Annotated in this window: 11 protein-coding genes and 2 pseudogenes; 4 read left to right on the forward strand and 9 right to left on the reverse strand. The window is 45.5% G+C overall.

Going from position 1 to position 22,572, the window contains the following annotated elements:
* Positions 1-173: 173 nt before the first annotated feature.
* Both AC58UX_RS21410 and AC58UX_RS21415 read left to right on the forward strand, forming a co-directional pair.
* Positions 174-854, forward strand: coding sequence for a response regulator transcription factor (locus AC58UX_RS21410; protein ID WP_497256427.1), 681 nt, complete (start codon positions 174-176; stop codon positions 852-854).
* On the forward strand, positions 854-2,143 hold the full coding sequence (locus tag AC58UX_RS21415; RefSeq protein WP_497256429.1) for a sensor histidine kinase: 1,290 nt from the start codon (positions 854-856) through the stop codon (positions 2,141-2,143). Before AC58UX_RS21410 ends, AC58UX_RS21415 begins: the two co-directional genes overlap by 1 nt.
* Positions 2,144-2,193: 50 nt before the next feature.
* On the opposite strand, the gene AC58UX_RS21420 is transcribed toward AC58UX_RS21415, so the two are convergent.
* Positions 2,194-2,964, reverse strand: coding sequence for a GNAT family N-acetyltransferase (locus AC58UX_RS21420; protein ID WP_497256431.1), 771 nt, complete (start codon positions 2,962-2,964; stop codon positions 2,194-2,196).
* 159 nt (positions 2,965-3,123) lie between these two features.
* Here AC58UX_RS21420 and AC58UX_RS21425 point away from each other — a divergent pair, with 159 nt between their 5' ends.
* Complete coding sequence (locus tag AC58UX_RS21425; RefSeq protein ID WP_497256433.1) at positions 3,124-4,590, forward strand: methyl-accepting chemotaxis protein; 1,467 nt, start codon at positions 3,124-3,126, stop codon at positions 4,588-4,590.
* A gap of 234 nt (positions 4,591-4,824) precedes the next feature.
* Here the strand turns inward: AC58UX_RS21425 and AC58UX_RS21430 are convergent, their stop codons facing one another.
* From AC58UX_RS21430 to AC58UX_RS21460, 7 genes and pseudogenes are all read right to left on the reverse strand, one after another.
* Positions 4,825-5,754: a YbjN domain-containing protein gene (locus tag AC58UX_RS21430; RefSeq protein ID WP_497256435.1), complete on the reverse strand. Its 930-nt coding sequence runs from the start codon at positions 5,752-5,754 to the stop codon at positions 4,825-4,827.
* Positions 5,755-5,801: 47 nt separating this feature from the next.
* Positions 5,802-8,984 carry a hypothetical protein gene (locus tag AC58UX_RS21435; protein ID WP_497256437.1) on the reverse strand — a complete coding sequence of 1,061 codons (3,183 nt, stop codon included), beginning with the start codon at positions 8,982-8,984 and terminating at the stop codon, positions 5,802-5,804.
* Between the two features lie 166 nt (positions 8,985-9,150).
* Entirely contained in the window at positions 9,151-10,989 is a 1,839-nt protein-coding gene (locus AC58UX_RS21440) for a diguanylate cyclase domain-containing protein (protein ID WP_497256439.1), read from the reverse strand.
* 122 nt (positions 10,990-11,111) lie between these two features.
* On the reverse strand, positions 11,112-13,049 hold the full coding sequence (locus AC58UX_RS21445; RefSeq protein WP_497256441.1) for a methyl-accepting chemotaxis protein: 1,938 nt from the start codon (positions 13,047-13,049) through the stop codon (positions 11,112-11,114).
* Positions 13,050-13,257: 208 nt separating this feature from the next.
* A pseudogene (locus tag AC58UX_RS21450) lies at positions 13,258-13,536 on the reverse strand (flagellin); the annotation flags it as partial.
* Between the two features lie 2,675 nt (positions 13,537-16,211).
* A pseudogene (locus AC58UX_RS21455) lies at positions 16,212-16,647 on the reverse strand (flagellin N-terminal helical domain-containing protein); the annotation flags it as partial.
* A 177-nt stretch (positions 16,648-16,824) separates the two neighbouring features.
* Positions 16,825-17,007 carry a carbon storage regulator gene (locus tag AC58UX_RS21460; RefSeq protein WP_497256443.1) on the reverse strand — a complete coding sequence of 61 codons (183 nt, stop codon included), beginning with the start codon at positions 17,005-17,007 and terminating at the stop codon, positions 16,825-16,827.
* Between the two features lie 605 nt (positions 17,008-17,612).
* On the opposite strand from AC58UX_RS21460, the gene AC58UX_RS21465 reads away from it, so the two are divergent.
* Entirely contained in the window at positions 17,613-17,786 is a 174-nt protein-coding gene (locus AC58UX_RS21465) for a carbon storage regulator (RefSeq protein WP_497256445.1), read from the forward strand.
* Here the strand turns inward: AC58UX_RS21465 and AC58UX_RS21470 are convergent.
* Entirely contained in the window at positions 17,775-22,154 is a 4,380-nt protein-coding gene (locus AC58UX_RS21470) for an AAA family ATPase (RefSeq protein ID WP_497256447.1), read from the reverse strand. The two genes, AC58UX_RS21465 and AC58UX_RS21470, sit on opposite strands and share 12 nt — an antisense overlap.
* Positions 22,155-22,572: the final 418 nt, after the last annotated feature.

Here is a 22,572-nt window from a genome sequence, read left to right on the forward strand (position 1 = left end):
GCTCGCTGTTCCATGACTGTATCTTAGCCCCCGAACCTTTAGTGAAACTTAAATATATTTATTTTTTGTAAATCCGCATGAAGTGCTACTATTAAGGTTGATTAAAGGTTTGCTGCCTATAATGAAGCCATGTCATAAGATGGCATGTCGGACAGCACAAGGGGGAAACAAACATGAGGATATTAATTGTAGAAGATGAGATTCATCTTGCTGAGGCTTTGAGTCAAATTTTAAAAAAACACAACTACTCCGTCGACGCCGTTCATGATGGCCAATCCGGTCTGGACAACGCGTTAAGCGATATATATGATTTATTGTTGCTTGATATCATGCTCCCCGAAATAGACGGGATTACGATATTGAAGACGCTTCGTGCCAAAGGCATTTCAACACCTGTCATACTGCTGACGGCCAAAGGCGAAATTTCGGATAAAATCACGGGATTGGATTACGGCGCCGACGATTATGTGGCCAAACCGTTCTCAACTGATGAGCTGTTAGCCCGCATACGCGCGGCGTTAAGACGTAAAGGCGAGGTTGTGCCTGAGGATGGTCTAAAGTTCGGGGACATCGAATTGCATACGGGAAATCTCAAGCTGACGTGCAAAGGGAAGGAACTGAAGCTGATTTTAAAAGAAAGCGAGCTTCTGGAGCTGCTCATGACGAGGAAGCAGGCGGTCACATCGAAGGAACAGATTATCGAGAAGCTGTGGGGCTTCGATTCCGAGGTGGAGCATAACAACGTGGAAGTGTATATCTCCTTTTTACGAAAAAAACTGACCTTTCTACACGCGGCAGTCCGAATCTCGACCCTTAGAGGCGTCGGGTATGTGCTGGAGGAGGTAACGTCCTAATGTTCAACAAGCTTCGCAATCGATTTCTCATCGTGAATCTGGTGATTATCTCTTGTATTATGCTTTTGTCATTCGCTACGATCTATTTCATCACCTACCAGAACGTACGAGCTGACATCGATATGGATCTGCATCGTGTCTCTGATTTCTTCCTGAAGCCTGATGGGAAAAAGGGGAGTCCACAGCTTGGGCTTGGCGGTGGTGGTGGTGGCGGTGGCGGCGGTCCTCACCTGCCAGATAACAAATTGAATAGCTACCCGCCGCCCGAGCGGTCGGTCTCCTTCCAGCTTCAGACGGACACGCAGTGGAATATCACCGCAACGGACTCCCGCTATGACATGGACACAGCGTTCTACAAGCTTGCCATTCAGAAAGCCGCCTCCAGCAAGTCGGATATCGGCCAGTTCACACTGGATGGGAACCGCTGGGCTTATATGGTTCAAAAGAATGACACTGGCTATTGCGTCGTTTATCTTGACGTTACCGCTCAGCAGAACATCCTTACGAACCTTGTGTATACGTTCACGCTCGTCGGGTTGGTGATGCTGATCGTTATCTTTTTTACTAGCCGATTTTTCGCCAATCGTTCCATCGCGCCCGTTCGCGAAGCGTTCCATAAGCAAAAACAATTTATTGCTGACGCCTCTCACGAGCTGAAAACGCCGCTAGCCGTCATTAACACTAACGCGGACGTGCTCCTGGCTAACAGCGACGATACGATTGACAATCAATCGAAATGGCTGCATCGCATTAAATCGGAAACCGAGCGCATGAAGACGCTCACCAATGACCTCCTTTACCTCACGGAAATGGATGATTCCAGGGTGAGTATGATTTACGCCAATTTCAATGGGAGCGAGTCTGTGGAGAGCGTCCTTCTTACCATGGAAGCTGTCGTGTTCGAGAAGGATATTTCACTGGACTATACCATTGACCCTGATTTGACCCTGCACGGCAACAACGAGCAAATCAAGCAAGTCGTGATGATTCTCCTAGACAATGCGATCAAATACACGCCAGCTAAGGGCGCTATTACACTCACCTTCAAGAAGCATCATCATGATGCGCTTCTCACGATCACGAATACAGGTGAGGGCATCTCGCCTGAACATCTGGAGCGGATCTTCGATCGCTTCTACCGCGCGGATCCTTCGCGTTCTCGCAAGCATGGCGGGTATGGGCTGGGATTAGCCATAGCCAAGTCGATTGTTGAGCAGCATAAAGGGAAAATTTATGCAAAAAGCGTGCCGCATGAAACGACATCGTTTTATGTGCAGCTTCCTTCATAAAGGAAAGGCAGCCTCCGTAGATACGTCTACAGGGGCTGCCTTCTTTTTTGTTACGTTTTGATCCATAACGTATTGAGAAATACCGTCTTAAAGTCTTGTCTTTCCATGTTGGCATGGCTTGTTGAACCGAATTCCACATCCGTGAACACGGTTGTCATGCCTAGCCTCGCTGCATCTGATAGCCTTTGCTTCAGCAGCACTGTTTGGCAACCTCTTCCTCGGAACGAGGGAAATGTGAAATCATTGGCTATGTACCCCGCTTCCCCGCTTCGGAAAAGTGACCCCATCGCCGCAGGCTCTCCCTCTATCGTCAACATGTAATTGATAAAGTTAGCATTATAAAAATAGGGCTTCGCCCGCGCAATCATGTCCTGTGTGATTGTCATCTGTCCATGTGACTTCTCGATCCACTGGATGAATTGCTCCGCATTTTCTTCCGTTACCCGCTCTATTTGGTAGGGTGCCGTGCTTTCTTCCATATCGTCAGCTGGATGTTTCACCATAAACACCAGTTGTTCCACGGGGAGAAATCCCCTCGCGATTAACGCACTCGTCACCTCTTCGGTCATGTGATTAGGCGTCAGATCGAAGGAAGGCGGTGAAGCCTGCTCGTATTCACTGATCAATTCACCGATATTCTCGAGGTCCTGAGGACCGAAGCCCTTGATGCGATTATAGTAAGCGGAGGGCTGGCCCGATGTGTCCCTTAGCAGTGTGCAGTTGCCGATGATCTTGACTTCAAGCTTTCTTGGCACTGAGGTTAGTGACCTGCTTGCATTCAGCTGGGTGAGCTCTGTTTCTATTTTTTCAATTCGATTCATGTAATCGGTTGGTTTTATGTAGGGCAAGTTGATTCTCCTTTTGAGCTTAACTGGTTCTTAATCACTAGAATTACGTGCTTGCACGCTGTTTATATGTAAAAATTTGTCGTATTATGATATCATTTTAACGTAACTTTATATGGAAAAGGTGGACGAAGGATGAATTATTTGGAGACTTTGCATCGCCGCAATAAACTGCTTGTGAATATTATTTGGGGGATGCTCGTCCTTGGCATAGCCGTCGATTTTCTGACAGGCGCTGGTATGGATTCGATTATCGTCCTTCTCGTCGTCGGCACATTGACCAGCGGCTTGGCTACCGTTCTTACTTACAAACGTTGGCTTACAACCTACATCATGTATATCATATCCGCCATTGTTACACTACTAATCTGGTTATTAATGCTTACCGGTCCTATCCTGACAACTTACCTGCTTATCTACGTTAATCTAGCCATCATGACCTTATACAGCAGCTCTCGAGCGATTGCTTTCTCTAGTCTTATGGGAGCGATTCTAACTGTCTACTTCTTCCTTAGCCCCTACAAAACAGAAATATTCGGTGAAAACAACATTGTCACGATGTTTATGTATTTAGCTTTTATCGCCGTACCGTTATTCGCATCTACGAGATTTAGTGAGAGGCTGCAAACCACTATTTTTTCAGAGCGAGAGCAGGCTGTTCTTGAGAAAAACAAATCCGTTGATTTGGTTAATCTCGTCTCCTCATCGCTAGTTGCTCTGACCGAATTCAGCTCCAATTTGAAGCAAAATGCCACCGCCACAGGGGCTATTTCCAAAGAAGTCACCTTTGCCTTCGGAGAAATCACCGCAAGCACGGAGACGCAGACCTCCAGCATCTCGGACATCAGCGAATCGATTCGCCATATTGAGCAATCGGTCACGTCCTTGGCCGACCGCTCGACGGAAATGAGAGATCTATCTGTAAGCTCTGCTCAACTGACGAAGGCCGGCAGCGAAGAAGCGGAATCTCTGAATATCCAAATGAAGAGTGCACACGAGACCATGGATTCGTCCGTTCAGCTCATGAACGAGCTGGATAACCAGAACTCGCGTATCAGCGACATCGTCGCTACGATTAAGCATATTTCGACGCAGACCAATTTACTAGCGCTGAACGCGGCGATCGAAGCTGCGCGTGCCGGCGAGCACGGCAGAGGGTTCGGGGTCGTCTCTCAAGAAATTCGGAAATTGGCTGAAATGTCGCAGCAATCGACCGAGCAGATCGAAAACATTCTCGAGGATATCCGTACGAAAACAACCTTAGCCGCTGCACAGGTATTACAGGGCCAGCAATCCGTCGCCAACGGCAATGACGCCGCCCAAAAAGTCGTACAAGCCATGCACGCGCTGGCAACGGACGCCAGTCACTTGGAAAGCCAATCCGCACACGTGGAACAATCGGCCGAGCAGCTGCACCAGCAGTACACCCGCATTACGGATCAGATCGTCACGATTGCGGGCATCACCGAAGAGAACATGGCCTCCATCCAAGAAATGTCTGCCAGCATGACGACACAAGACAGCCGCATCAGCGACATCCTAGAGAGCTTCCTGCAGTTGGATAAGCTCACTTCCGATTTGAACCGGATGACGAAGGGGTAAATCGTGTTTACGCAAAAAGTCCATACCTCTCACAATGAGGCATGGACTTTTGTTTATTCCGGGGTATGTTCGTTATTTTCCACCCTTATTGCTGCTCTGGTCCTGTGTCCGCGTGGTTGTGTTTTTTCTGGATTGTCCTTGTTGTTTGTGACCTGACATGTTGCTCACACTCCTTGAAATGTAGGTTTAGATAGTGCGAGCTTATTATAAGCAATTAGCTGAATTTGATACCCACTATTCCATTCGGTCACCAAGCACATGAAAGTAATAATCCATCATCTCTACGTTCGTCGCGAGCATACGAGAGAACAGCTCTGTGGTCAACTGAGCGTTCTCTACATCGATACTTGTCCGATATCGCAGCTCGCCATCCTCTGTATCCAACTCGAAGTTGCCAACGGCTAGATCGTAGTTCTCCTCGGTCAGGAACACGGCCATATCAGCCCGGTGCTCCTCAGGCACAGCCTGCGGATAGATGGAATAAACGACGCAGACCTGCTGCTCTTCCTCCACGCGAACCAAAACAATCCATTCGCCTTGCTCTCCCGTATATTCGAAGCGAAGAATCCAGTCTTGTACCCGCTCGTAAGGCATCTCCAGGCGATTCAAATAACCTTCCACGACCTCATACAAGGTAGGCTTGGTTTCTGCATAAGCGGTCACGGGAAGCCCCTTAGACTCGGCCCATAGCGTTTTATAGCCTCTTTTCAACGTACCCGCCTCGAACTCATCCGGAAGCTCCATCTGCTGCTTCACTTCGGTTACCAGCCAGCTTTCGCTCAGCCGCAGCTTGCGCCCTTCTTCGGAGTCCTGCAGCAACGTTTGCAGCACTTGTTCCGCCTCTGCCCCCTGATGGAGGGCTGCTTTCACAAGGCTTTGCCGTAAACGAACGCGAAGCTCGATCAAGTGTTCTTCCACGAAATCGACTTCAGACTCACGTGCCGAAGCTAGCAGCCCCATCCATTCTCCCGTGAGCATCTCTTGATACACATGCCACTCCACTGCAAGCGTGAGCACGCATAGCGTTGTCTCTTCTGTTATGGACAAACTGATTCGTTTCACAGACGCCTCAAGGCTATCCCCAGTTAACGTAATGAACGAGATCGGGTGGTCCAAATCAATCCGTGACTGACCCGCATTACCGCCAGTTCCTCTATCAACCATGTGCTAGCCTCCTGTACAAATGTATCCTATGTAAACCTACGTAATGGTTATGGTGTTGGCACGACAACCTGACTTCCCGTTGCAGTTGCCGTTGGTGTTGCCGTTGCAGTAGTAGCCGTAGTTGCTGTGCTTGACGGGGCTTGCGATGACGTTGACGTTGACGCTGGTGCTGGTGCTGGTGCTGGACGGTCTTGACCGCCACCGCTAAACCCAATGAACTCTCCTTTTACCTTCTTACCTTTGGCAAATTCGAGCTTTCCAAGTCGTTTCGATTTCTCGATCGCTACTTTGGCAATTTCAGCATCAACTTCCAGCGATTTGACTTGGCTAGCTTCAAGGGATATTTCCCAATCCCCCGGATTGCCCCATCCATCGTATTCTTTCTTGAATCCGACAGATAACTGCAGCGCATTGGCTAACGCAATTTTATTGACCTGCTCAATAGCAGATGCACTATCGTCTTGCCCTGGAAGCCACGAACGCATCGTGTCATTCACTGTTTCATCACCTTTGATCTTCTCTGCAAAGCTGGCGCCAATATCGTCAAAGTAATTGCCTGTGAACAGCGCATCACTTCCCGCATCCAGAGTAGTTCCCAGTGCTCTTTTCTTCTTATCGGACTCCTGCTCACTGCCGAATGCTTTCTTGAACAGGGCAGTAAGATTTTTACCACCGCCGATAGCAGCTGTCACGATTTTAGATACATATTTCGTGAAATCGTCGCTTTCTTCACCGAATTGCGAAGGAATGCTAGCGGATAGCTGCAAACTCAATTCTTTGAGCAGCCATTCATTCGTTGCTTCATCTTTCGCTTTTGTCATCGAACCTTCCAGCCCAAAGGCGACTTTGTCTTTGCCGAATCCGACTTCAATTTCTGTTCCTGCCTCGACAGTTGTATTCACTTCACCCTTGCCGATCGCATTTTTATTATTCGCTAAACGCTCGCTTGCTGACATGGCAGCACCGGTCGTAGCGTTTTTACCTTTATTCTCGATAATCTCCTTGTTGTACTTACTTAGACGCTTGATCGCAAGCTCTGCGGAGAACTCAGCCACGCCGACATTGGCTTCCATCGCCAGCTTTACAAGTCCACCGACATTAACCTCCGCATCATCGACCATATTTTGCGCTTCGATCATCATCGCCCATTTCTCAGCTTCGACCAACTTGGAATCTCCGGATTTCCCGCCCATGCCCCAGAAGTGCGCAGCAGCCGCAGGCTTAATGCTGTTCATTTCTCTGTACAGACCGTAGGAGAGCAAGTTCATGACACTATCTGTATCTTTCCCTTTTCCTTCTAAAAAGAGACCAAAACGCGCATTGGTGTCAAAGCCAAAGGTTGAAAACCCTGCTCCAAACGTCAGTTGCGTATTCACCGTTAGGCCATCCGCTTCACGTTCCGCCTCGCCACCAAAGCCGAATAGAAAGTACACCTGTGCCGCGCCAGATAGGGATGCCATCGGGATTTTCAACTCAAACTCCAGGGAACTGGAATCACCGACATTCGGAGTCGATACATCAATTAGTTTACCTATTTTGTTAAATCCAGTATTTAAATCAGGTGCTTCGACTGACTTTTTGATGACCTCTTTTGCAAGCGCTTTGGTCTTCGTATCATCTTGGACCGCAGCTTTAACTTCAGCGGCTTTCGTCTGATCTGGCGCAATAGCCGCAGTCGTTGCGGTTTTCTTCGTGCCCTTGCTCAACTTTCTCGCTTCTGCTACAGCATTATCCTTATTCGCGTTGAATAATTTATCTGCCAGGGCATTGGCTCCTACAAGACTCGCAGTTTGAATTTTGGCTTTCGGCGTTCCGGAATTACGTGCTAGATCATAGGCCGCGCTTTTACCAGCATTCGTCAGTTGTGCAATGGTTGCGTCTTTCGGCAGAAGACTCGCGATGATTTTCCCTGCTTCTACCGCCATGACATCGTCTACTAACTGCTTAGCATCCTTATGAGCGATCGCCTTCGTCGCCATTTTCATGTACTCAGCTTTATTGGTACCGCTTGAAGCGATGGTACTCGCAGGCGATTGACTTGTTGGTGTGCTTGAAGGCGCGCCCCCCGTAGAAGCCGTACTAGCTGTTGGCCCAGCGTTGGCAATCTCATTATCAATTTGCGCATTCACTTTTTCCCGTGCTGCTTTCTTAAGTCCTTCGCGATAGATGTTCAGCTCTTTGGATCTTCTGAATTCCCCTCGACCTACACCTAATTTCAATAGAATCGCCTTTTTCAACGGTTCATACAGCTTATTTAAATAGATATTTTCCATATCTCTAATCTCTTTAGGACTGCCGTCAACGGTTTCCGTTCTAAGCACGGTTTGGTCAACTAATTTATCGTCTAAATCGATTCGCTTCGTCAACTCATCCGTCCCGACCGTTCCTACATCAATACGATCAAACCCAGCAACGGCGCCTTGTACAGTCGGAGTTGCGAATTTGGCTGTAATAGCCGCTTGTGCGGTAGTTGTCGCACTGGTTATTAATGTTTTGGCCTGGGTATTCAACTTCTTCTGCGCTTCAGTGGCAGACTTCGTCTTTTGCTTGGCAAAAGCAGCCTCATTCAGACTAGGTGTAACCGTATCGTATGCCGTATTAGCCTCTGTCTTCATGACGGCCTTTTTCGTATCCGGAAATGCACTGAGCGCAACTTCGGTTGCGTACGATTTCAACTTTTCTATCATAATGCCTTCTGCGCTCGCTTGCGCATACTTCAGGGCATCTTCTTGTTGCTCTGTTGTCCCTGCCGTCATACTCGTCTTGATTTCAGATACGACTTTATCTTTTACATTTTTACGAATAGCCGTCGCTTTCGAATCCGTAGTCAAATACTTCTCGAGACTTTTCGTCAGCTTTTCTTTTGTATCGGTATATGTTGTATCTACAAGGTCTTTTACCTTCAAGTCACGTTCTACATCCATTTTCTCTTTCTGCTGCTGTGCTGGGGTTTTCACTGGTGTCGTTGCAGGTGTTGAAGCCGCTCTAGGCGATGGTGTCGCACTTTGCCCACCGTTCCTTTGGATAACGGATGGCCCAATTCCCATCCTTTGAATCATACCCTGCACAGCTCGATTGCCCATCGTTCTCTGCATTTGAATAATTCTTGCTGACGTTAATTGACGTGCATCCAATGCACTAGGAACTGCCGTCTCGGTAGAAGTACTCGTTGGCGATTGGACCGATGTCTGGTTATTTGTTGTCCGCTGTGCCGATGCATGTTCACTCACGACGAAGCCCCCTAGTAACTGCTTTTTAGATCACGATGCTAGCTATTTCTATTGCTTTTATTGTAGCATCTTCAGCGAGAAGCCGTATATATACGGATAGTATTTAAGACCTATTTCTTTTGAAAAAAGCCACCCTTTTCAGGGCAGCTCTATGCGTCTTATTTTCCTAGTCGTTACTTGCTTGATGATCAGCAGGAGGCGTGAAAAAGCGCCAATTGTTCTTGCCACTCATTTTGGCTTCATACATGGCTTGGTCCGCACGCTGCAGCAACGTCTTCCCTTCGGCTCCATCATTCGGATAGATGGCTACACCGATACTCGCCGTAACATGGATCTCCATTCCGTCAATCTCGCGCAGTTCTTGGATCGCCTTAATGATATTTTGAGCAATATCCTCTTGCTCCTGCCCACCATCAATAATGTCCAGCAAAACGATAAACTCGTCGCCCGCCCACCTAGCACATACGCCGCGACTTCCTACAGACTGTTGTAGAATACTCGCCACTTCTTGCAGCAGCCGGTCACCCATTTCATGCCCGAGTGTATCATTCACCTTTTTAAATCCATCCAGATCCATAAAAAACACCGAAAACGAGGCTACACTATTCTTCGCTCGCTCCAACGCTTCCATGAGCCGCTCCCCTAGATATCTGCGGTTCGGGAGTCCGGTCAGTTCATCATAATAAACCATTCGCACTTCATCGGTGCGATTATGAAAGCCGAACAAATGACCATGGAGAGTTCCATCTCCTTCATCGATGAGCGGACTGACATAGCACTCGTAATACCCCGTCTTCTCCTCACTCGAAACCATAGAAACCCGCTCGCGAAAAGGTTGCAGCCGCCCTTCGAAATACCTATGGATAATGCTTGCTAGCGTCTCGTGGGCAGCTTTCATGCTTACACAATAGTCAGCCAGCTTCTGACCGTTGAGTAGAGGCTTTTCAAATAATTGCTCGAATCGTCGATTTGCAAAAACAACCTTACCGTCCACATCGCACATCACAATGGCCTCGTGGCTTGATTCCAACATGCGTTCGATAATCTCGTTCTGTTTGGCAATTTCCCGCTCCGCTTGTTGGCTTTCACCGAACAAAACCTTATATTTACTCTCGCTCTCTGTTACTTTTCGGTACAGTTCGGACATGCTCACATACATTTTGGTAAATTCATAAATCATGCCCAGCAATACAGCATTGGCACATACAAACGTGTTCCACTTTGCCATATACCAGCCGACACTGAATCGGCCCCCGCCGCAAAGAATAATGACGACGTCAAGTAATGAAGCCAGTAATGCAACGCAAAGCCAGGCTGCAGTCACCGTGCTTCCCCGTGTCATCCTGTAAAATAACACTAAGGCAATGACGCTAATCACAGCAATTGGCATGCCAATTCCATATATAAACAATGGTGTAAGACTGCCATTTAATATCAAAATCGGCATCCGATCATGAAAATAGGTTGTAAGCAAGGTTAACCCGCCAATCAGCAGAACTACGCCTGACATCGTCAATACTGATACATTCCGGGCGGTCTTTGAGCTTAGTTGCACATCTTTATATTTATTTTCGAACAGCATATAGATGAAAATCGCTATTGGAAAGCCAGCATGCCAGAACAAATAAATCCATGGCGCTGTCTGAATGCCCGCGTGAAACAATCCAGTCGGAGCAAAAATTCCCGGGAAGGTCAGCAAATACATTAAACTCATACTGCCCGAGAACAGATATCCCGCCGCAAGCACGAGCACAGATGGCGATTTATTCACTCGGAACTGACTGTACAACACATAAGCGGTAATTAACTCAAAACAAATAACCGTCGAGAAGATCGCCGGTTGATACGCTTGCATTTCCGATAATTTGATTCGGGCAAACGGAATAGAAAGCAAAGAGATGAAACAAACCAAAGCGCCAATAAGAAACACAAATCTCCGTTGCGAACGATTTGCTGGCATCGTTAATAAGTTATGTACTGCGATGCTAGACGCTTGAGATTTCATCATCAGGGCCTCCTCAAAAATGTCGTTCTACATCATTCGACAAAACCCTTCGAACTCCTTGTATCACAAGGCCATGAACGAAAAAAGAAGGGCACCTGTAAAGGTGCTCTCCCCTTCATTTTTTAAATCCTGAACTTTTCGTTCATCTCTTGAAGTTCAAGCGCCATCTTGGCTAACGTTTCCGATGAAGCCGCGATTTCCTCCATGGAGGCAAGCTGCTCCTGTGCCGCCGCTGATACATTCTGCGTTGCCGACGCGCTATTCTCCACCACCTGATAGATCGCATCCATCGCCTTGATCGTCTGCTCAGCACCGTTTGAAATTTGCTGCGATGACACGGACACTTCTTGAATCTGTGATTCTAAGTCGACGACGGAATTCTGAATCTGACGGAATAGCTCTCCTGCTCGATTCATGACGTTAATCCCTCCCGCCACTTCCATATACGTGGCATCCATCGATTTCACGGCATGCTGAGCTTCGCTCTGTATAATCTGAATCATCCCGATAATCTGGTTGGACGACTTCGCTGTTTGCTCAGACAGCTTCTTGACTTCTTTGGCTACCACATCGAACCCTCGTCCATGCTCTCCTGCCCTTGCCGCCTCAATAGAGGCATTCAGTGAAAGTAAATTCGTTTGCGTCGATATTTCGCTAATAAGTGAAACAATTTCACCAATTTTATTGGATTGTTTCGTTAAATTTTGAATAACTTTAGATAGACTTTCGACGGTTTGCTGTATCGAGTTCATCTGCTTAACTGCCGTCTGGATCGTTTCGTTGCCTTCCATCGAGATATGCGTAGCATGCGTCGCTTTCTCCGACACCGCTTGGGCGCTCGAGGCGATGCCCATTACATCCTTGGACATTTCGTTCACAATTTTCGAGCCTTCTTTCACGCTCACTACTTGTCTCTCCGCGCCCTCCGCCATCTCTTGAATATTCTCGGCAATGAACTGGGTGGCCGTCGACGTCTGCTCCGAGCTTGCCGTCAGCTGCTCGGAAGATGCCGCAAGCATGCTTGACGTTTGACTTACTTCAATGAGAACCCCTCTTAGCGAGTCAATCATGCGATTGAAGCTTTTGCCAAGTTGGGCTATTTCGTCATTAGTCACCGTCTCCTCGACGCGAACCGTTAAATTCCCTTCACTGACTTTCTCTGAAACCGTAATTAAGCCGCGGACAGGCACGATAATCGAGCGGATAATGAAGTAAATCAACGCAGCCCCAACGATCATGGCAATCAAAATAACATATAGCGTATTCATCAGGATGACCGAAGCTTCCTCCTTAATTTCTGCAAGAGATAGTGTTCCAACTAGCTTCCAGCCTGTTAAGCCGTTCGTTACGACAACTGATCTCATAGCTTCTCCAGCTTGTGAGAACTCGAATGAACTCTCGGTATCAGAGAAAATGGATGAAATCTGGTCATCAGGTACAGTAGTTCCTGCTTTTACGCTAGGGTGGACCAGATAGGCCTTCGACTTGTCGACAATGGACATGTAACCTTGTTCGCCAATTTTCACCTTCATCACTTCGCCTGCCAGCTGCGTCATGTTGAGATCTACCCCGACAACCTTGGAGCCATCCGCTGATGCCCTTGCTAACGTAATGACAATTTCCCCTTTCGTGGCATCCACATAAGGCTCCGTAATGATCGTTACACCTTTGTTCGCCATTGCGTTGATGTACCAAGGTCTCTTTCGTGGATCAAAATCTGCCGGCAGCTTTTCCTCCGGATTCAGAAGCATGGAGCCATCTGACATTCCTACGAATGTCGTTTTCAGCTCAGGATGAACAGATTGAAACGTGCCAATGGCACTCTTCATTGCCGCGGACTGACTTGGCATCGTTTGCGCCAAATAGTCGACATCCTTCTGGATGGGCTTGATATACCCGTCGATAAGCTTGTCTAACGACTTCACATTTTCCTCAGTCGCATGCATGATTTGTTCTTCAACCTTATCTTTAGAGGTCTGGTAAGCAAACCAGCCTACAGTCAAACACGGAATAAGTAGAATCATAGTAAAAGATAAAATAAGCTTGCTCCGTAACGACATATGATAATCTCCTTAATCGTATAATAGTTTTTACTCTACTTACACGATTTTACAGAAAAGATGTTAGCAGAGTTATCTAATGACTGTTTGAAAAGTATTAAGAATCCCACCCTTGGTTGGACTTACACCAACTAAATGATGCGTGCATCTGGGAACAACAAAAAAAAGGACTCTATAAAATCTAGAGTCCCTTTGGATAAAGTTAAGATTAACCACGAAGTAATTGAAGAACGCCTTGAGGCTGTTGATTTGCTTGAGCAAGCATAGCTTGTGCAGCTTGTGCAAGGATACTAGCTTTGGATTGGTTCATCATTTCTTTCGCCATGTCTACGTCACGAATACGAGATTCAGCAGCTGTCAAGTTTTCGGAAGACGTATTCAAGTTGTTAATTGTATGTTCCAAACGGTTTTGGTAAGCACCTAGGCTTGCACGTTGTGTTGATACTGAATTAATCGCATCATTGATCACACTGATTGCAGCGGTTGCTTTTTCTGTGGAGGAAATATCCAATGCAAATTCAGTGTTTGTATTGCTTGTTCCATCAGTTACAGTTGAAGCTGCAGTGAAGGATGCCACTTTGCCATCGCTAGCTGTGATCGTTCCTGTAGCAGAATCACTGATGTTTAGTGCTTGGCTTCGCATATCAGATACACCAACAGCAATTGTTTGTTCAGCGTTAGCTCCTACTTGGAAACGCAAACCTTTATCTACCGTAGCAGCGCCAGCAGTACTAGTTGCATTGGTTACATCCAATTTCAATGTTTTTGCCAAGTCGCCAGCTGAGATACTTACACTTCCGCCAGCTCCATTCGTACCAGAAGTAATTTGGAATGCTCCATCTGTAAAGCTAACAGATGCATTCTCAAGACCTGCCGTTGCACGAATTTGTGATTGAAGATCAGATGCTAGACCACCTGTTGTGTAATTTTGAGCTGCAAGTGTGATGTTAACAGCAGTTCCATCAATTGTGATTGTCCCTGTGTTGTTAGCATTACTGCCTTGCGTGTTCGTTGTGGAAGTTAAACCTAATGCGTTAGCTGCAGTTCCTGTAACTGAAGTAATGCTGCTTCCAGAGCCGGACAAGCCATTTGTAAATGTCAATTTGTTGTCGGCATCAAAGGAAGCTACAACATTTCCAGCTCCAAACGCTGTATCCAATTTGACATTCAGATCAGCCAGCAAGCTAGCTTTGTCACCGGAGTTAGTGAAATCATACGTTGCATTAGCCAACGTAATGCTTTTGCTAACCCCATTTGCAGTAATATTCAGTGAGTTGTTGCCATTTCCTGAAATCGCTGTTGTAAAGGAGTCAGCTGGAGCTGTTTTCAATAGAGCTGCTGCTCCACCGCCATCGATTGACAACGTGTCAGCTGCGTTCTTCGCTGTGAAGACCACTTTATTGCTTGCATCAAAGCTTGCACTGATATTGCCTGCACCGAAAGCTGTATCCAATTTGGACTGAACATCAGCTAGGAAATCAGTCGCGCTGTCGTCTCCGCCAGCACTGTAATCAGCAGTAGCAAGCGTTACTGTTTTGGATACACCGTTGTACGTTACATCCAACTTGTTGGACTCTGTGCCTTGTGCACTACCGCTCAAGCCTAGAGCTGTTGCTGCTGTACCACCGATAGTATCGATTGTGCTCGCAGTACCCGTTGTGTTGTCAGTTAATACTAGTTTACCACTTGCGAAGGAAGCAGCGACATTGCCTGCGCCAAATGCAGTATCTAACTTAGCATTGATGTCTGTAATGAAGCTAGCTTGTTGACCAGCATTTGTAAGGTCCGTGTAGTTCCCTGACAATGTGATTGTTTTGTTCGTGCCGTTCACGGACAGGGACAGCGTGTTGTTAGCAGCTGGTGTGCTAGCAGTCAAAGTGTCAGCCGCGCTGTTTTTTACCACTTTATCAAGCAAACCGCCATTATCAAGCGTCAGCGTGTCACCAGCATTTTGTGTTGTAAATTTAATATTATTGCTTCCATCCAGAGAAGCAGTAACTTTACCAGCACCATAAGCCGTTGTCAGTTTAGCGTTGAGATCCGTTAGGAAGTCTGCTGTTGTATTACCAGCAGTACCATCATAATCCTTAACTGCCATTGTGATGGTCTTTTGTACGCCACCATACGTTAATGTTAAGGAGTTGTTCTCAGTACCTTGTGTAAGTGTGGCAGTATCCAACCCAAGTGATGTTGATCCGTTACCCGTAATGCTTGTAATTGTGCTTCCTGAACCTGTCGCACCATCCGTCAACTTCAACTTGCCAGCTCCATCAAATGATCCAACAACGCTACCCGCTCCGAATTGAGCGTCCAGTTTCGAGTTAAGATCAGCCAAGAACGCAGTTGCTCCAGCGCCTGTCAAATCGTAAGTAGCAGATGCTAACGTGATGTTTTTAGTTGTACCATTAACAGTCAAGGACAATGTATCATTCTGTGCAACAGTAGTTGTCGCTAAAGCTCCACCTAAGTGTGATGTAGCTAATCCACCACCATCAACGCTGAATGCAGTACTTGTTCCTGCATAACCAATCTCTATTTTATTGGTTGTAGCGTTAAGGCTTACACTGATATTGGTATCTCCACCCGCAGCAGTTCGCATTGCAGTTTGAAGATCAGCGGCAAAATCAGTAATCGTATTACCAGCAGTACCATCATAGTCTTTAACTGTCATTGTTGCAGTGTATGTTGATCCGCCAACCGTGAACTGCAATTCATTGTCCAGCGCCGTTACATCCGGACCTACTGCTGTTGCATAAGTATTTGTTCCGATCGCTTCTTGATGCGCAGAAGATGAGACTTTAAAAGCCGCGTTCGTATTAAGAACCATTCCGCCTACTGCCGTTGCTCCAGTTGTAGCAAGGTTTGGTCCTACTGCTGTTGCATAGTCATTCGTACCTGTAACTGAAGGAGGGAATGCACCAACGTTTTGTGCAGTCAGAGCTGCACCCGTAAGAACAGCTTTCGTTTCGCCAACGTTAGGACCGGAGTTGTTCGTTCCTGGCGTAGTGAATGCTTTCGTACCCGTAACTGTTGGTCCGCCTACTGCGGAAATTTGTGTTGAAGTGCTAGAAAGAGCACTACCTTTTGCTGTAGCTTTCGTAGCAGCAGCTAGAATCTCAATGTTAGCGCCGGAAAGCTGTCCGCCTTTAACATTTGCTGTAACTGCTGGAGTTACGTTGATTTTTCCGTTAAGCAATTTAAGATTATTGAACTCAGTTGTGTTACCGATACGGTTAATTTCAGAAGTCAATTGGTTTACTTCTGACTGAATCGCATCACGGTCATTCGCTGTGTTCGTACCGTTAGCTGCTTGAACAGATAGCTCACGCATACGTTGAAGAATGTCGTGAGTTTCGCTCAATGCACCCTCAGCTGTTTGAATCAAAGAGATACCATCTTGCGCGTTACGGGAAGCTTGATCTAAACCGCGGATTTGACCGCGCATTTTTTCGGAGATTGCTAGACCTGCTGCGTCATCACCTGCACGGTTGATGCGAAGACCGGAAGACAATTTCTCGATAGATTTGCTTTGGTTTGCTGTGTTCGTGCTCAACTGACGGTGCGTGTTTGTTGCTGTAATGTTGTGATTAATTCTCATAATTCACTACCTCCATGTGGGTTTTTAAATGAATACACATCCGTTTGCATTCATAAAGATTTGGGATACTTCCCGACAATTGCTCGTTGGATCGCGCGCTTATCCAACATGAATCGTAAGATCCGTAATCCCGCTCATCCCTGATCCACACCACTCGGCCATGAATGGAAGGTAAATTTATTCGCTATCTACAGTTTTATTTTTCATTTCCTCTTCAAACAATTCACCACGAACAATAGAAATGTCCCGCGGTGCATCAATCGCCAGACGTAAATGCCCCTCTTCACTTTTGATGACTTTCACCATAATTTTGCCGTCAATCAACACATATTCTCCTGGTCTTCTTCCTAAAACCAACATCCATCTCATCTCCCTATGAGTTAGTATGAAAAAAAAAGATGAGCAAACGACTCGACGTCCGTCTTCATCCTGAAGATTGACAATCGAGCTGTTTGCTCATCCGTAAGTCTCTATGAAATTGTTTATGACTCAAAATTCTATCCAAAAAACACAAAAAGACGAGTAAATTCGCATAAGTATTTTTTCATGCAAAATGAAAAAATGCCATGCTCATTCACTCGTCCTTGAGTGGATATGATGTTCATTATCACATATATCGGCGGTACTTGTTAAAATGTTAATACCTTTTTTAAAATTAATTCTATAATTTGACACCAATTGCCCGTTAAACTTCTATTTCGCTGGTTTATGTCGAATACAATCGAATATAACTTTCGTTATACGCCTCCGATTAATCATCCTTTTACTTTCTAGATGGATGAAATGCAACCCTCTCATTTTCTAACGAAAACAAGGGATTTCCGCCTTCTTTTACTGCGCTATTAAAGATTTTTAGCCCACTCTAACTTTCGTCGGATCACTTTTTCATGGGAACAAATTAAGATAATACTCATCACCGAGGCCTGCTGGTCTCATAGAAAAATACAATCTAAGGAGTGCATAAGATGCTGGTTGTTGGAAGAAAGCCGGGTCAATACATCGTGATTGACGAGAAGATCATTGTAAGAGTGATTAAAAGTGATGAGGGGCACTTGCGCCTTGCAATTGAAGCGCCTCAAGAGATCTCCATTGTTCGTGGAGAATTGTGTAAAAAGGAATTAACGGAACTAGTCCAATAATTGAAGCTCTCTCGCTTTGGAGATGGCCTGTACCCTTCGATTGACTTGCAGCTTACCATAAATGTTGAAAGCGTGGCTTTTTACCGTTCCTTCCGTTATCTCTAACTGCAGAGCGACTTCCTTATTGGATAAGCCATCTGCCATTAGACGAAGGATTTCAATTTCTCGATCCGAAAGCGATTCAATCAAAGTAGGCAACACTTTGAATTCAACACCTTTTACAACGTCGACGGACTTGATTTTTATATAGGCCATTCGCGAAAATACCATTTCAAGTACTTCCAAACGATCTGCAGTAAATGCATCGGATGTTAAATTATTTTCCAAGTACAACATGCCCTCTCGGTGATCCGGATATCGAAAAGGCAAGCATAAAATCGATTTGGGTCGATTCAGTTGAATATAGGGATCTGATACAAATATACTTTGGAGCGCATTGCCAAGAATGATGGATTCCCGTGTTCGCATCACGTATTGCGTCACAGAAGTTGAAAAGCGGGTTCTGGTATCCCCAGGGCTCTCTCTCGTATTAATGTCCTTCTCTGCCTCTACCCCCCATTCCCCCTCGCTCCCTAGTAGGATACAGCCCCTTTCAGCGCCAGCATTCCTCATGGCCAAATCCAGAAGATCCTTCAGCAACTCCTTCTCCGCCCTACCTTTGGATACAATTTTGGAAGCCTGTCGGAGCGTTTCCATATCTAATTCGCTATTAAGGCCATTATTTAGCCTTTTATCAACTACCGCGGCCCCTTTCACTGCATGTCCATCTCGTTCTTCGAATTCGTTCGGCTCATTGAAGATTAGGGTCGTCAGTATTGGATAATGCTCCTGCAACCTCTTCATTTTCCCGAACGCCCCCCATTTATAGTAGGCTCTGCAGGCATCTTGGAGGTAAGCTTCTCCTCTCTTATTACTTTCCATCTGGAGGTAAAAGAGTGCAGCCCGTTCATTCATAATCGCTTCATCTTGTGGGTACTCATTGACTTGCGCCCATTGAATAGCTTGATCATAAAGCGTAGCTGCTTTAACATATTTTTGATCCAAAACAGCTACTTCCGCCAGCATCGTCCAGTATTTAGCCATTGTGCTTTCTGGGACGAGCTTGGTCCACCGTTTCATTCGAGCCAGCAAATGATTAAGCATTTTGCGGTAGTGATATTTCGAACGATAAGAAGCGCTTGGAAAACTAGCAATAATCGCAAGTGCATAGTAGAAACAATGTTTTTGTTTAATTGGCACCAATACTGCCGCTTCGAGGTCATTTAACTGTTCCGCTATCCCCATAGCTTCTGAGTAATGGCCATATAAATAAGAGACCTCTAACTTACAGGTGTAATAATAATATAAATTTACTTTTTGCTGAGTGACCGAGAATTTTTCCTGTTCCAGTTCGCCTTCATCAAAATGTCCTTGATTGAAACTCAGATAGTTGAGATCCCTCGTATTTTGTAAGAGATCAACATATTGCATGGTTTGATTCAACACTCTCAATGTCAATTTATCCATTGCTCGTGCAGCTTTTATAGCATTCGTTTTACATATGAGACTTAAATCCCGCAGATCCTTACTCCCCGTAATTAATTGGCAGGACAGGGCATGACCAGCATAAAGCAAATCACCGCCTTCCAAGCTTAGCTGTCCCGCTTTCTGAAAGTAAGAACCTGATTCCTGTGGACGTACAAATTGGATAATCAGTCCTACAATAACTTGAATTTTCCCCTTTAGGAGGCAGCTATCAGTTTTCTCAGAATAATGAAGTGCGATCTCAGCTAGACGTAACGCCGTTCTGTAACTTTTTAATCCGAATGCTAGCGTAATGGCATATGAACCAAGCGCGATCGCCAACGCCTCGGAGTGACCCTGTTTCAAAGACATTCGTACGTATCTGGCAAAGACAATCACAGCTAGTTCCTCATTGACAACAAATAAGATCGACGATGAGGCCATAACAATGTCCGCTAACGCTTTATGCAAGGGCTCTTGGCTTAGCGGTAAGTCCTTCAAATGCCTTCGTTTTCCCGCGAGCATCAATTGTGTATAGACAATCTCTCCCATAACGGATATTCTCGAAGATTTAGAAGGAATATGAAGCCCAAATTCAGCCATTGCTTGCAGAGCAATATCGCTCGCTTGCCCTACCTTTTTTTGAAATGCGTACATCGAAATCTGGATAACATAGATCTTAGATCTATCGGCAACATCTTTTACGTTGAGCAATAACTGCTCGAGAACTCTTTCCGCCTGGTCAAAGTAACCGCAGTAATACTGGCACTCCGAGCTTTCAATCAAGAGTTGGGCATATAATTCGAAGTGTCGAGACCAACCCTCGGATACAATTAATTGGGCCCCCTTCTCCAATAGTTCCAACGCCTGGACATAGGCTGCTGAGGCTTTAGCCTTTCTTCCTACTCGCAAGCAAAGCTTAGCTAACTCTTCCATTTCCGTCTGGTCTGTCATAAGTTCGCTGCCTAAATTGAGATGGTGCACGACCTCAAACAGATGCTCGTCCGATGAATCCGATTGGAAATAACAAAGCATGAATCGGCCCATTGTCAAATGGATTTTCTTCTTCTCTTCTTTCGGTATGAGATCATAGGCGGCCCTCTGTACTTGATCATGCAGGAATACATAGCGATCCTTCTCAATCAAAACCAGGCCAACACTCAACGCGGGCAATAAATCTTGTTCCGTTTGCTCTGCATCCTGCCCGCATATCATAGACAACATGTGAATATCAAATGAGTTTCCAATAAAGCTCGCTAAACGTAGTATTTCGCGAGTTTCAGCTGGAAGTGAGTCAAACCTTCCCAGGATCAGGCTAATAACATCCTGAAAGCCGTCGCATTCTCTTATCTCTTGGATATGCCATTCCCAACGCTTCTGGTCCCAATCATAATAAATTAGCTTTTTCTCATAAAAAATTTGCAGCATTTGCTCTAAGTAAAAGGGATTACCCGCTGTTTTTTGGTACAAAATTTTTGCCAACGGCATAATCCTGCTTTGGTCGGCATAAAGCGCATCCCCAACATATTGAATTACGCTATGGTAGTCTAGCGCTTCAAGATCGATGGAGCCAATATAGCATATAGGCGAGAGGTCAAAAAACATTCTGGATAACTCATGGCTTGCATCGACTTCATTATCTCGAAACGTTCCGATGAGGAAAAGATACTTATTTGAAGGGTCATTCATTAACACCCGAAGCAAATCAAGCGAGGCTGAATCGGCCCATTGCAAATTATCCAACCATATCACTAATGGATGCTTCTTATTTGCAAAGACCTTCATAAAATTACAAAAAAGTGTTTGAAATCGGTTTGTCGATTCTACTGGGGGCAATGCCTCGACCTGGGGTTGTTCTCCTATGATTAAGGCTAGCTCGGGAATCACTTCAGTGAGTATAATTCCGCAATGTCCTATCCCCTTTAAAATCCTTGTTCGCCATAAGAAAATGTTATCTTCGTCCTCTGTAAGTATCTTCCTTATCAGGTTGCGAAACGCTTCAATAAGTGACGCGTAAGGGATGGATACATGTATCTGGTCAAATTTTCCTGAAATAAAATACCCCTTATTATGCATAATAGACGTTTCGAAGGCTTGGACTAACGTTGTTTTACCACTTCCAGCATGACCACCAATGAACAAGATCTCCGTGGAGCCCGAGCAGGTGCGTTCATAAGCGTCTAGCAACTCCTGTAACTCTTTTTCTCGGCTGTAAAGCTTATCTGGTAGATGAAATAGGCTTTGTTTATCAATGATACCTAGTGGAAAGGGCTCGATCATTCCATACTGCTTTAACTGATCAGAGCATTTCCGCAGATCATCCTGAAGACCATAAGCGCTTTGATAGCGCCTCCCCACTGTTTTTGAAAGTAATTTCATCACGATATCACTAATTATTTGTGGAACTCCCTGTTTAACTACACTCGGAGTAATCGGAAGCGATGCCATATGAGCATAAATCCATTCGTTTGCTGTGTTACCCTTAAACGGAAGCTCCCCTGTTAACAATTCATAGAAAAGCACACCTAAAGCATACAAATCGCTGCGCTGATCGATCTTCCACTTCATGCGACCAGTCTGCTCCGGTGAGATGTAGGCAAAGACTTGAGTGAGTTCCTCTTGTTGTTTCAAGGTTAACAGCTCGATTCGCTTGGAACTCGAATCGTAATTTAGCTTAAACTTCAATCGCCCATCTCGGGATTTAACGGAAATATGATCAGGATTCAAATTGTGCAAAACAACACCGTTTAAATGCAACTGGCCAATCCACTCCACTAATTCCAAAGATACAAATAGAAAGAACCAAAGGTCAGATGTGTTCTTATGTATATACGAGTTTAATGTCATCTCGTTATATTCTTCCATCGCTCTATCCCCCCTGCGGATAAACCTGTTCTATATGCGTAGATACATTCGTTGAAGCAAATCAATGGTGTGAATTTCTTGCAAATGCGGGAAAACTAACTATGTGTGGAGGAGTGGTCTAACGTCGGAGGAGACATACCGGTGAATTCATTCATTAAATTTCCATGTAAATATAAGCCTAAATCCGTGATAGACAGTAATTACTAGTATGATTTCCCCCCTTACTTTACAAAAAAGTATAACACGAATTTTGTCGAAAAAGTAGGACTTTCGTAGTGTTTTTCCATATAAATCGTCCAAAAATTAGTGAAAAATACCCATAAATTCTTTAGGGTGCTGCGTTATCTTTATACGAAGTCCTCTATCTGTCCCTTTTCGTCTGATCGGAATAAGGCCTAAGCATACCGCAGCAAAACAG

The organism is Paenibacillus sp. J22P90 (assembly GCF_059692195.1).

What these genes read in the sequence shown, in the direction of transcription:
- AC58UX_RS21445 (WP_497256441.1), bottom strand. Translation starts at nt 13,049, where the DNA reads ATGTCGTTACGGAGCAAGCTTATTTTATCTTTTACTATGATTCTACTT.
- AC58UX_RS21430 (WP_497256435.1), bottom strand. Translation starts at nt 5,754, where the DNA reads ATGGTTGATAGAGGAACTGGCGGTAATGCGGGTCAGTCACGGATTGAT.
- AC58UX_RS21415 (WP_497256429.1), top strand. Translation starts at nt 854, where the DNA reads ATGTTCAACAAGCTTCGCAATCGATTTCTCATCGTGAATCTGGTGATT.
- AC58UX_RS21425 (WP_497256433.1), top strand. Translation starts at nt 3,124, where the DNA reads ATGAATTATTTGGAGACTTTGCATCGCCGCAATAAACTGCTTGTGAAT.
- AC58UX_RS21420 (WP_497256431.1), bottom strand. Translation starts at nt 2,964, where the DNA reads ATGAATCGAATTGAAAAAATAGAAACAGAGCTCACCCAGCTGAATGCA.
- AC58UX_RS21460 (WP_497256443.1), bottom strand. Translation starts at nt 17,007, where the DNA reads ATGTTGGTTTTAGGAAGAAGACCAGGAGAATATGTGTTGATTGACGGC.
- AC58UX_RS21440 (WP_497256439.1), bottom strand. Translation starts at nt 10,989, where the DNA reads ATGAAATCTCAAGCGTCTAGCATCGCAGTACATAACTTATTAACGATG.
- AC58UX_RS21465 (WP_497256445.1), top strand. Translation starts at nt 17,613, where the DNA reads ATGCTGGTTGTTGGAAGAAAGCCGGGTCAATACATCGTGATTGACGAG.
- AC58UX_RS21470 (WP_497256447.1), bottom strand. Translation starts at nt 22,154, where the DNA reads ATGGAAGAATATAACGAGATGACATTAAACTCGTATATACATAAGAAC.
- AC58UX_RS21410 (WP_497256427.1), top strand. Translation starts at nt 174, where the DNA reads ATGAGGATATTAATTGTAGAAGATGAGATTCATCTTGCTGAGGCTTTG.